The following is an 11,399-nucleotide window of genomic DNA, read 5'->3' on the forward strand; positions in this document are numbered from 1 at the left end:
CTTGTTGTGGTCGTGCATGGCGACGGCACAGCAGGCCTTTCCAACCCCGGAAAAGGCCGCGGAAGCCTTTGTCGAAGCACTGGGCACGGAACACGCCGACCAGGCACGCCTGACCGAACTGCTGGGCAATGACTGGCACAATTACATCCCCCGCGAAGGCGTGCAGCGCAAAGATGTGGATGCGTTCTTGCAGCAGTACCGCGAGCAACACCACTTTGAAAACACCAGTGACCGCAAGGCTGTCCTGGCGGTCGGCAGTGAGAACTGGACACTGCCTATCCCCCTTACAAAGAACGAGAACGGTTGGCGGTTCGACATGAAGGCCGGCAGTGCAGAGATCCGTGCACGTCAAATCGGCCGCAATGAACTTGCCGCGGTGCAATCGGTGCTGGCCTATCACGACGCCCAGATGGACTATGCGTCAGTGGATCGGGACGATGATGGCGCACTCGAGTATGCGCAGAAAATCTTCAGCACCCCCGGCATGCACGATGGACTCTATTGGGACGAAGACGACAGCGGCCAGATCAGCCCGCTGGGGCCTTCGTTCGGCAAAGCCATAGCCGACGAAGAGTGGCATGGCTATCGCTTCCGCATCCTTCATGGCCAGGGTCCTTCGGCACCGGGTGGCGCCTACAGCTACCTCATCGGTGACAAGATGAGCCGCGGCTTTGCGCTGATCGCCTGGCCGGCAAAGTACAACGACACCGGTGTGATGAGTTTCATGATCAGTCATGAAGGACAGGTATTCGAAAAAGACCTGGGGCCCGAAGGTGAAAAACTGGCGCTGGCGATGAAACGTTTTGATCCGGATGACAGCTGGAAAGAGGTGCCCGAAGATCAGGAGTAGCAGGCATGACCTGCTACAAGCCTTCAGAATGGTTGAACGCAGTTATCTGATCGACAGGACGAATCGATCTTCGCCCCCCGTGTTGTCGTTGCAGGAGGGTTGCTCAAGTTTGAATCCGCACCGATCCAGGACCTTTCTGGAGCCGGCGTTCTCCCTGAAGGCATACGCAACCAGTTGCGCAAGTCCCCAGCGTATCCGGGCCTCCTGGATCAGGTGCCTCAGCGCCCGTGTTGCCAGCCCCTGCCCGCACACGCGTTGATCGATCCGATAGCCGACTTCGGCAGAACCCGTCGATGAGTCGATGCTTTTCAGATTGGCTCGACCGACGATTCTCTGACTGGAATCCTCGATGACAAAGGGGTGCCAGGCGCCGATGGCGAAATCGGACAAATAGCTTTCGATATGATCGGCGACACCCTGCAACGAGTAAAAAGCAGGGGCGCGCGCATCGATATGGGATTCGAACCATTCACGGTTCTGGATTTCGAAAGCCAGCAACGCTTGAGCATCAGTCATTTTCAGCTCGCGTACGCTAAATGATTCCATTCACCGCCTCTCCTGTGCCTTGTGCCGAATGGGCTCGAGTCTATCTCATACCTGAACAACCTTTTCGGGCCGAGCCTTCCCTTCGCGAGCCCGAGCGGCTTGCACAATACATATGGAAAATCGTATATTCGAATAACCATATGTATCGAGCCACGCCAATGCTCAATCCTGCCGCCGTATTCAAATGTCTGGCCGACGAAACCCGCGCCCGGGCCACTTTGCTCATCACTCGTGAAGGCGAGTTATGCGTGTGTGAGCTGGTCTGCGCCCTGGACGACAGTCAGCCCAAAATTTCCCGCCACCTTGCCCAGCTTCGCGGCTGCGGCCTGCTTCTCGACCGCCGCCAGGGGCAGTGGGTGTATTACCGGCTCAATCCCGATCTGCCCGCGTGGGTTCGCGACGTTCTCGAGACAACCTTGCTGGCAAACGCCGACTGGCTTGCGGGCGACAGCACTCGCCTTGCCGCGATGGGCGACCGTCCGCTCAACACTTCCGCCTGCTGCTGACCCTTCATTCATCGAGACTCCGCATGTTTACTGCGTTTATCATTTTCCTGTTCACCATGGTGTTAGTCATCTGGCAACCCAAGGGCCTGGGCGTCGGTTGGAGCGCCTCCCTGGGAGCCATCCTGGCCCTGCTGGCAGGCGTCGTGACGCTGGACGATATTCCACTGGTGTGGGCCATTGTCTGGAACGCCACCGCGACCTTCATCTCGCTCATCATCATCAGTCTGCTGCTCGATGAGGCCGGGTTTTTCCAGTGGGCGGCATTGCATGTGGCGCGCTGGGCCAAGGGTGACGGGCGGCGCCTGTTCGTCTTCACGATTCTGCTGGGGGCCGGCGTATCCGCGCTGTTTGCCAACGACGGTGCAGCCCTGATCCTGACCCCCATCGTTGTTTCAATACTGCTTGCACTGCGCTTTTCGCCAGCGTCTACCCTGGCGTTCGTCATGGCAGCCGGTTTCATTGCCGACACGGCGAGCCTGCCCCTGGTGGTGTCCAACCTCGTCAACATCGTTTCGGCCGACTACTTCGACTTGGGCTTCAGCGAGTACGCCGCCATCATGGTGCCGGTCAATTTCGTTGCCGTGGCGACCACGCTCGTGGTGCTGTACTGGTTTTTCCGGCGTGACATCCCCAGGCACTACTCTCTCGATGACGTGATGGACCCGCGACGCGCCGTGCGTGATCCCCTGACCTTCCGCGTCGGCTGGATTGTCCTGGCCCTGTTGCTGATCGGGCTGTTTGCACTGGAACCCTTGGGCATTCCCATCAGTGCCATTGCAGCGGTCTGTGCCGCGATGCTGTTCGCCGTGGCTGCACGTGGGCATGTGATTTCAACGCGACGGGTGCTGCGCGAGGCGCCCTGGCAGGTCGTGATCTTTTCGCTGGGCATGTACCTGGTGGTGTACGGGCTGAAAAACGCCGGACTGACCACCTACATGACCATGGCGCTGAACCACATGGCCGAATTCGGCATCTGGGGTGCCGCGCTGGGCACTGGCCTGCTCACGGCGTTGCTGTCATCGGGCATGAACAACATGCCCACGGTGCTGGTGGGTGCCCTGTCGATTCAGGCCAGTGACGCCACCGGTGTGGTGCGTGAAGCCATGATCTACGCCAATGTCATCGGTTCTGACCTCGGTCCCAAAATCACCCCCATCGGCAGTCTTGCCACCTTGCTCTGGCTGCATGTGCTGGAGCGCAAGGGCATCCGCATTACCTGGGGTTACTACTTCAAGGTCGGCGTGGTCCTGACGCTGCCGATTCTGTTCATCACCTTGTCTGCCCTGGCCCTGCGCCTGAGCGTTTAGCCCTGTGCGACTGCAAAGAGGAATCACCATGCGCGTTCTGTTTATGTGTACCGCCAATAGCTGTCGCAGCATCCTGTCCGAAGCCATGTTCAACCATCTCGCCCCGCAAGGTTTCGAGGCGATCAGTGCCGGCAGCTTCCCCAAGGGACAGGTGCTGCCCCGCAGCCTGAGCACGTTGCAAGAAGCCGGCATCGCCATCGAAGGCTTGAGCAGCAAAGGCAATGAGGCTTTCGAAGCCAACCCGCCGGACATCGTCATCACGGTCTGCGACAAGGCCGCCGGTGAGGCGTGCCCCGTGTACTTCGGGCCGGCGTTGAAAGCTCATTGGGGCCTGGAAGACCCATCGGACATAAAGGGAGATGACGCGACGGTATCGGCGGCGTTCCACTCGACCCTGGCGCGCATCGAAACGCGCTGCCGGGCATTCCTCGACCTGCCTTTTGCACAACTCGACCGCGATGCGCTGAAGCGGGAACTCGACCGCATCGGCACGCTATGACCGGAGCCCCCATGACTCATCCCCTGCCCAATCTCGACACATCACTGACCCAGCCCATCGACAGTGGGCGCGACGACCAGCACAAACCGCGTATCCTGTTGCTATACGGTTCGACTCGTGCGCGGTCGTTCAGTCGCCTGCTGGTCGAGGAAGCAGCCCGGTTGCTCGAACACTTCGGTGCCGAGACACGGATCTTCAACCCATCAGGCCTGCCGCTACCGGACGACGCGCCCTCCGATCACCCGAAAGTCCAGGAGCTGCTCGAACTGATGCAATGGTCCGAAGGACAGGTCTGGTGCTCGCCAGAGCGCCACGGCTCCATGTCTGCGGTGTTCAAGGCGCAAATCGACTGGGTGCCATTGGCGTTGGGGGCCGTTCGCCCAACCCAAGGGAAAACCCTCGCGGTCATGCAAGTCTGCGGCGGTTCCCAGTCCTTCAATGTGGTGAATCAGCTTCGTGTGCTGGGGCGCTGGATGCGCATGTTCACCATCCCCAATCAATCCTCCGTGCCAAAGGCTTTTCTGGAGTTTGACGACACCAATCGCATGAAACCCTCGTCGTTGTACGACAGGGTGGTGGACGTCATGGAGGAACTGGTGAAATTTACCCTGCTGCTACGGGATCGCCCCGATCTGGTTGACCGCTACTCGGAACGCAAAGAGTCCGCGCAGGAACTGAGTCAGCGCGTGAATCAGCGGTCGATCTGACTGTAGAATTGTTCGCCTTGGCTCGATAGCCGAAACAAGTCGCAAACCCCACGATGCTTCGGGGCTTGCGACTCTTTGCCGATACGTCCCTCAAGCTCCCGGGACGTTTTCTACGGTATGCCTGCCGTGTTCATTGCCGAACGTGCAGGTCTAGTTCTCTACCTCAACCGCGTCGAAATCCGGTTCGTCCGGGGCATCCGCCACATCCTCTCGGGCGTCTTTCGCCTCAACTTTGGCAGCTTCTCTGGCTGCGTTCGCCTCGGCTTTGGCGGCGTCCCTGGCAGCATCCGCGGTAGCCCGGGCAGCATCCCTGGCGGCATCTGCTTCAGCCTTGGCGGCGTCCCTCGCTGCATCTGCAGTGGCCCGGGCAGCGTCCCTGGCTGCATCCGCTTCTGCGCGCGGTACGCCAGCCGCTCTTGCGGCATCCCGGGCGGCATCTGCTTCAGCCCTGGCGGCATCCCGTGCGGCATCGGCAGTGGCTTTTGCCGCATCACGGGCGGCATCCGCAGTCGCTCTGGCGGTGTCCCGGGCTGCATTGGCATCAGCTCTGGCAGCGTCCCTGGCTGCATCGGCGGCATCGTTGTCATGGGCATTGCCCGGGCCTTTGTTCCCGGCTACACCACCATGGTCAGCGTCGCCGCGCCCCGGACCTCCATGACCGTCACCGTCATGGCCTGCAGCACCATGATCGCCACCCTCTCCTCCATGGCCGCCGGCACCGTGACCGCCGGAGCCACCAGAGCCACCGCCACCGCCGTGACCTCCACCGCCTCCACCGCTGCCGCCATCCTTGGCATACACGCTGGAGAAACTACCGATGTAATCGGGCACCAGGACAGTCGAAGCCGACAGGACTCCGCCGATTGCCAGAGCCAATAAACATTTCTTGAGCAGCATGCTGCACCTCCGCATGGAGTTGCGTACCCATCTCCGTATCGAACGCAATGTCCAGTGAGTTCCCGGCCGCCCGTTGGAGCGGCCGGCCAACCGGCACGGCCATCAATCTGCAGCATGAACGAGCTACTGCGGTATCCGCACGATCCCTGAAAGCCAGTTGGCATCGTTGCGTGGGAAACATTCCCATATTTTTTTGGATAAGTGCTTTAAGCCCGAGTTCAAAAAATGAGCGTCAGGGCTTATGCATGGGTTGAGCAAAAACGTCTACCTGGCTCAATGGAGCATCGTCGCGATCAAAACTGATATGTTTATTTTCAGTTTATTTGCAAATAGAATTTTATTGTGTCATTTATAGCCTCGCCGATCACAGGACTGATCCACCACGCCAACCTGGATGGCGGGCACCCGTTTCCCCCAAATGCCTTCCAAGGAGTCAACAATATGAACAAGACAGAACTTCTAGGTGCTCTGGCGCTGTGCGCTTTCAGCTTCCTGGCACATGCCGACGAAGACAGCCTGCGTATCGGTATCGAAGCCGCCTACCCACCCTTCTCCTTCAAGACACCAGAGGGCAACGTCAGCGGGTTCGATTACGACATCGGCAACGCCTTGTGCGAAGAAATGAAGGTCAAGTGCGAGTGGGTCATTCAGGAGTTCGACGGCATGATCCCGTCGCTCAAAGTGCGCAAGATCGATGCCGTGCTGTCGTCGATGTCAATCACCGAAGACCGAATGAAGTCCGTGGACTTCAGCAAAAAGTACTACCACACACCGGGCAAGTTCGCGATGAAGGCCGGCAACGTGATCAATGATCCTTTGGTGGACCTCAAGGGCAAGAAAGTCGGCGTGCAACGCTCCTCGACTTACGATCGTTTTGCCACCGAGCAACTGGAAAAAGCCGGCGTCGTCGTGGTGCGCTACTCCTCACAAAATGAAGCCTTTCTCGATCTTGCCTCGGGTCGTCTGGACGCCACCCTCGCCGACATCGTCAACACCGACGAAAGCTTTATCAAGACAGCGGCCGGCCAGGGTTTTGCGTTGACCGGGCCGGACATCAACGACCCGAAGTATTTTGGCCGTGGCGCCGGGATCGCCGTGCGCAAAGGCGACAGTGCCAACGTTGCGCGCCTGAGTGCCGCGATCGACGCCATTCGCGCCAATGGCAAGTACCAGCAAGTGATGGCCAGGTACTTCGCGTTCGATATCTACGGCGAGTAAGCCTTACCCATAGCCCCGGTGCCGGCCTATTGCAGGCGCCGATTCGGGCTTGTCTTGCGCGCCTCGCGGCGCTCGCTTGAGGAACTTCATCATGCTTCACGGCTACGGATCGAGCATTCTCGATGGCGCCTGGCTGACCATAAACCTGGCCCTGACATCCATGTCCCTGGCGATTGCCCTGGGCCTGGTCGGCGCGGCCTTTCGCCTGTCACCGCTCAAATGGCTGGCCCTGCTCGGGGAAAGTTACACCACCCTGATTCGCGGCATTCCAGACCTGGTGCTGATCCTGCTGATCTTCTACGGCGGCCAGGATCTGGTGAACCGCATTGCCCTGGCACTCGGTTACACCCGCTATATCGACATCAACCCCTTTATCGCCGGCGTCTGCACCATGGGCTTCATTTTTGGCGCCTACCTCTCGGAAACCTTTCGCGGCGCCTTCATGGCAATCCCCAAAGGTCAGGCCGAGGCCGGCGTGGCCTATGGCATGGGCGGTGCGCAGGTGTTCTGGCGAATTCTGGTACCGCAGATGATTCGTTTCGCCATTCCCGGGTTCACCAACAATTGGCTGGTACTGACCAAATCCACCGCGCTGATTTCGGTGATCGGCTTGCAGGACATGATGTTCAAAGCCAAGAACGCAGCGGATGCCACACACGAGCCATTCACGTTTTTCCTCGCGGTGGCGGCGCTGTATCTGATGCTCACCAGCCTGTCATTGCTGGTGCTGCGCTATCTGGAAAAACACTACTCGGTCGGCATCAAAGCCGCCGAATTGTGAGGGGAGCGGCCCATGATTCTCGACTACAACCTGATTTGGGAAAACCTGCCGCTGTACTTCAATGGCGCCTTGTTGACCCTCAAAGTCCTGCTTATTTCTCTGGCCCTGGGCCTGGTATTGGCTATTCCACTGGCGTTGATGCGGGTGTCGCGATCACCGCTGATCAACTTCCCGGCCTGGCTCTATACCTACGTGATTCGCGGCACGCCGATGCTGGTGCAATTGTTCCTGATCTATTACGGCCTGGCGCAGTTCGAAGCAGTGCGCCAAAGCGCGCTCTGGCCTTACCTCTCCAGCGCCACCTTTTGCGCCTGCCTGGCCTTTGCGATCAACACCAGTGCCTATAGCGCAGAGCTGCTGGCCGGCAGTTTGAAATCCACCCCCCATGGCGAGATCGAAGCCGCGAGGGCCATGGGTATGTCACGCCTGACCCTGTATCGCCGCATTCTCATGCCGTCGGCCTTGCGCCGGGCATTGCCGCAGTACAGCAACGAGGTGCTGATGATGCTGCAAACCACCAGCCTGGCCTCTATCGTCACCCTCGTCGACATCACCGGGGCCGCGCGTACTGTCAGCTCACGGTTCTATCTGCCGTTCGAGGCGTTTATCACCGCCGGCCTCTTCTACCTCGCCCTGACCTTCATTCTGGTGCGCCTGTTCAAGCTGGCCGAGCGCCATTGGCTGGCGTATCTGGCACCGCGCAAGCACTAAGGAGCTGCTATGGAGCACATTCAATACCTGTTGCCGTGGAGTGCCTCGGGCACCGAACGAACACTGTCACTGTTTCGTTTTGGCAGTGGAGCACGCAAAGCGTACATCCAGGCGTCATTGCATGCCGACGAATTGCCAGGGATGCGCGTCGCCGTCGAGCTCAAGCGCCGTCTTCTGGAACTGGAAACACAAGGTCGCCTGACCGGGGTGATCGAGTTGGTGCCAATGGCCAATCCGATCGGTATCGCCCAGATGTTCCAGGCCACCCATCAGGGGCGCTTCGAGTTCTCCAGCGGCAAGAACTTCAATCGCGACTTCCCGGAGTTGGTCGATGCCGTTGCACCACTGCTGGAGGGCCGATTGGGAAGCGATGCCGACGCCAACATCGCACTCATCCGCCGCGCCATGGGCGATGCCCTCGCCGCCATGCCGGCACCGACCTCGGAACTCGACGGCCTGCGCCGCCTGTTGCTGCAGCATGCCTGCGACGCCGATGTGGTGCTGGACCTGCACTGCGATTTCGAATCGATCATGTTGTTGTATGCGATGCCGCAAAACTGGCCACGCCTGCAGCCATTGGCCGCTCGCCTCGGTGCCGGGGTCACGTTATTGGCCGAAAATGCGGGCGGCAGTGCCTTCGACGAAGCCTGCGCCATTGCATGGCTACGCCTGGCCGAGCTGTTTCCCCAAGCCAACATTCCCCTGGCGTGCGTGGCCACCACCATTGAATTGCGTGGCATGGCAGACACCGAGCGCGAGCAATGCGTGGACAGTGCCCAAGCCATTCTCGGGTATCTCGCCGAACAAGGCCTGATCAGCGGTGACTGGCCAGCTGCGCCGCCGAGCCATTGCCAGGCCGTGCCATTCGCCGGCGCGCAGTACGCCTGTGCGCCCCATCCCGGTGTGGTGAGTTTTCTGCAACCGCTGGGCGCGCAGGTCAAGGTCGGCGATCCGCTGTTCGAGGTCATCGACCCGCTGACCGACCGCCATAGCGTGGTGAGCGCCAGCACCGACGGCATTCTCTATGCCCGCGAACGGCTGCGCTTTGCCCAGCCTGGATTGTGGCTGGCCAAAGTTGCCGGTTCTACCCCCATTCGCCAGGGTCGCTTGCTCAGCGACTGATTCCAGAGAGTTCAAACCATGTACAAACTTGAAGTTCAGGACCTGCATAAAAGTTACGGCGCGCACCAGGTGCTCAACGGCGTGTCCCTGCAAGCACAGGCCGGTGACGTGATCAGCATCATCGGCTCCAGCGGCTCTGGCAAAAGTACGTTCCTGCGCTGCATCAACCTGTTGGAGCAACCCAATGCGGGCAATATCGTGCTCAATGGCGAACCGCTCAAGCTGGTGGCCAACAAGCTTGGCGGGCTGAAGGCGGCCGAACCCAGGCAGTTGCAACGCATGCGTTCGCAGCTATCGATGGTATTTCAACACTTCAACCTCTGGTCACACATGAGCGCTCTGGAAAACGTCATGGAAGCCCCGGTGCATGTGCTGGGCCTGGGCAAGAAAGAGGCACGGGAAAAGGCCGAGCACTACCTGAACAAAGTCGGTGTGGCGCACCGCATGAACGCCTGGCCGGCGCATATGTCCGGTGGCGAGCAGCAGCGCGTGGCCATTGCCCGCGCACTGGCGATGGAACCGCAAGTGATGCTGTTTGATGAGCCGACTTCGGCGCTCGACCCCGAACTGGTCGGCGAAGTGCTTAAAGTCATGCAGGATCTGGCGCAGGAAGGCCGCACCATGGTGGTGGTGACTCACGAAATGGGCTTTGCCCGCGAGGTTTCGAACCAACTGGTGTTCCTGCACAAGGGCGTTGTCGAAGAGCGCGGCGACCCGCGCGAAGTGCTGGTCAACCCGCAGTCCGAACGCCTCCGGCAGTTTCTGGCCGGGAGCTTGAAGTAAGTCCGCCGCTTAGCCATCGACTGCTCGGCGCTGCCCTGACAAGGTTGGCTTCGGATACACTCCAGCCAATCTTGTCAGGGCATCAGGCACAGCCCTTCTCTCACCTTCAGGAAATGTTGAGCCGGATATGCCCACCCCATCGAAAGACACCACTGTCTATGCCGCGCCGGTCATGCGCAAACTGACGGAAATCGTTTCCGAACTGCCGCCGTCATTGCGCAAGGTCGCGGACTTTATCCTGCGTCACCCGCTCAAAGCCGCGACGCTGACCATCGAGGAGATGGCTCACGAAACATTGACCTCACCCGCCGCCGTCAACCGTCTGGCCAAAGCACTGGACCTCGGTGGCTACAGCGGCATGAAGGCCGAACTGGTCGCAACGTTGCAGCAGATGGTGTCGCCGGTCGACAAACTGCGCAACGAACTTGCCCATCGCCCGGGCGGCGCGTTTGGTCTGCATGAGCAACTCCAGAGCGCCAGCAGCAACCTGGCCACCGCGGCGAGCAACAACCACGCCGACACCTTTGAAGCCTTCGTCACTCGCCTGACCAAAGCGCGCAAAATCTACATTCTGGGCTTTGGCAACAGTGTCTACTTCGCCGGTCTCGCCGCCTCGACCCTGATGCCCTTTTGTGCGGACGCCACTGCCATCAGCATGGAGGGCGGTAACGAAAACGCCGCTTACCGTCTGGCCGCCATCACCGACCAGGACGTGCTGCTGGCGATCTCCCTGCCACGCTACTCCCTCGACACCCTGCAACTGGCACGCTTCGCCAATGAACGTGGCGCATCAGTGCTGGCAATTACCGACTCACCCGCCTCGCCGCTCACCGGCATTGCCGAGCACACGCTGTTTGCGCCTTGCGATCACCCGGTGCTGACCAGTTCCAACATCGCCGTACTGGCCTTGATCGAAGGCTTGGTCGCCGGCGTGATGGCACGCAATAAAGAAGCGGTCAAACTGGCAACCGAACTGACAGAAAGCGTGATGTCGTACCTGCACATCCCTGCCAGCGGTAAACCAGCGAAAAAGTGAGCGATGGAAATCCAGCGCCCGCTTCTTGCCGGCAGGCTGTGAGAACATTCATCCAATTGAAAGAGTCCATTTCAGCCTCTACACTCCAGCCCATGAAACGCTACCTGCGGTTTTGCCTCATTTTCGTGATTAGCCTGGTGCTTCCCCTCAGCGGGATGGCGGGTGTCCAGGCGCCCACAGAACCGTGCCCGATGAAGACGATGGGCATGGCGATGATGGATGACATGGGAATGGACTGCTGCAACGACATGAAAAGCCCGACAGAGCATGGCAAGCCCTGCAAGCCGGGCCAGGAATGCAAGACAGGCGGTATGCTGCAAGTCTCGATCCTCAAGCCTCCTGTAACCGTGTTCAGCCCCGTAGTGGTTTCCTTCTTCAGTGATTCCATGCCCGTACAAACCCCGTCCGGGGTATGGCGACCGCCTCGCGTTTGATT

The 11,399-nt window shown here is 59.8% G+C and carries 14 protein-coding genes; 12 read left to right on the forward strand and 2 right to left on the reverse strand.

The window, feature by feature from the left end:
- Window positions 1-16 precede the first annotated feature (16 nt).
- Window positions 17-850, forward strand: coding sequence for a DUF2950 domain-containing protein (locus J4D25_RS04040; protein ID WP_057715348.1), 834 nt, complete (start codon window positions 17-19; stop codon window positions 848-850).
- 42 nt (window positions 851-892) lie between these two features.
- On the opposite strand, the gene J4D25_RS04045 is transcribed toward J4D25_RS04040, so the two are convergent.
- Window positions 893-1,396, reverse strand: a complete 504-nt coding sequence (locus J4D25_RS04045) for a GNAT family N-acetyltransferase (protein WP_057715349.1) — start codon at window positions 1,394-1,396, stop codon at window positions 893-895.
- 158 nt (window positions 1,397-1,554) lie between these two features.
- Here J4D25_RS04045 and J4D25_RS04050 point away from each other — a divergent pair, with 158 nt between their 5' ends.
- Genes J4D25_RS04050 through arsH form a run of 4 tightly spaced genes read left to right on the forward strand, consistent with a single transcriptional unit; the run spans window position 1,555 to window position 4,415 of the window.
- Window positions 1,555-1,902 (forward strand): metalloregulator ArsR/SmtB family transcription factor, encoded by a 348-nt coding sequence (locus tag J4D25_RS04050; RefSeq protein ID WP_057715350.1) that lies wholly within the window; start codon window positions 1,555-1,557, stop codon window positions 1,900-1,902.
- A gap of 23 nt (window positions 1,903-1,925) precedes the next feature.
- A complete protein-coding gene (locus J4D25_RS04055) occupies window positions 1,926-3,209 on the forward strand; it encodes an arsenic transporter (protein WP_057715351.1) in 1,284 nt (427 codons plus the stop codon).
- Between the two features lie 28 nt (window positions 3,210-3,237).
- Window positions 3,238-3,708: an arsenate reductase ArsC gene (locus J4D25_RS04060; RefSeq protein WP_057715352.1), complete on the forward strand. Its 471-nt coding sequence runs from the start codon at window positions 3,238-3,240 to the stop codon at window positions 3,706-3,708.
- Window positions 3,709-3,719: 11 nt separating this feature from the next.
- Window positions 3,720-4,415, forward strand: coding sequence for an arsenical resistance protein ArsH (arsH, locus tag J4D25_RS04065; protein WP_057715353.1), 696 nt, complete (start codon window positions 3,720-3,722; stop codon window positions 4,413-4,415).
- A gap of 150 nt (window positions 4,416-4,565) precedes the next feature.
- Here the strand turns inward: arsH and J4D25_RS04070 are convergent, their stop codons facing one another.
- Complete coding sequence (locus J4D25_RS04070) at window positions 4,566-5,312, reverse strand: hypothetical protein (protein ID WP_079246768.1); 747 nt, start codon at window positions 5,310-5,312, stop codon at window positions 4,566-4,568.
- Window positions 5,313-5,753: 441 nt separating this feature from the next.
- Between J4D25_RS04070 and J4D25_RS04075 the strand changes: the two genes are divergently transcribed.
- From J4D25_RS04075 to J4D25_RS04105, 7 genes are all read left to right on the forward strand, one after another.
- A complete protein-coding gene (locus J4D25_RS04075) occupies window positions 5,754-6,530 on the forward strand; it encodes an ABC transporter substrate-binding protein (protein WP_057715356.1) in 777 nt (258 codons plus the stop codon).
- Between the two features lie 91 nt (window positions 6,531-6,621).
- A complete protein-coding gene (locus tag J4D25_RS04080; protein ID WP_057715357.1) occupies window positions 6,622-7,311 on the forward strand; it encodes an ABC transporter permease in 690 nt (229 codons plus the stop codon).
- Between the two features lie 12 nt (window positions 7,312-7,323).
- Window positions 7,324-8,022 (forward strand): ABC transporter permease, encoded by a 699-nt coding sequence (locus tag J4D25_RS04085; protein WP_057715358.1) that lies wholly within the window; start codon window positions 7,324-7,326, stop codon window positions 8,020-8,022.
- Window positions 8,023-8,031: 9 nt separating this feature from the next.
- Window positions 8,032-9,144: a succinylglutamate desuccinylase/aspartoacylase family protein gene (locus tag J4D25_RS04090; protein WP_057715359.1), complete on the forward strand. Its 1,113-nt coding sequence runs from the start codon at window positions 8,032-8,034 to the stop codon at window positions 9,142-9,144.
- A gap of 18 nt (window positions 9,145-9,162) precedes the next feature.
- Complete coding sequence (locus J4D25_RS04095; protein ID WP_057715360.1) at window positions 9,163-9,927, forward strand: ABC transporter ATP-binding protein; 765 nt, start codon at window positions 9,163-9,165, stop codon at window positions 9,925-9,927.
- A gap of 127 nt (window positions 9,928-10,054) precedes the next feature.
- Window positions 10,055-10,963: a MurR/RpiR family transcriptional regulator gene (locus J4D25_RS04100; RefSeq protein ID WP_057715361.1), complete on the forward strand. Its 909-nt coding sequence runs from the start codon at window positions 10,055-10,057 to the stop codon at window positions 10,961-10,963.
- Between the two features lie 92 nt (window positions 10,964-11,055).
- Entirely contained in the window at window positions 11,056-11,397 is a 342-nt protein-coding gene (locus tag J4D25_RS04105) for a hypothetical protein (protein WP_057715362.1), read from the forward strand.
- Window positions 11,398-11,399 lie beyond the last annotated feature (2 nt).

The organism is Pseudomonas sp. GW456-L13, assembly GCF_017350115.1.
GTDB lineage: Bacteria > Pseudomonadota > Gammaproteobacteria > Pseudomonadales > Pseudomonadaceae > Aquipseudomonas > Aquipseudomonas jessenii.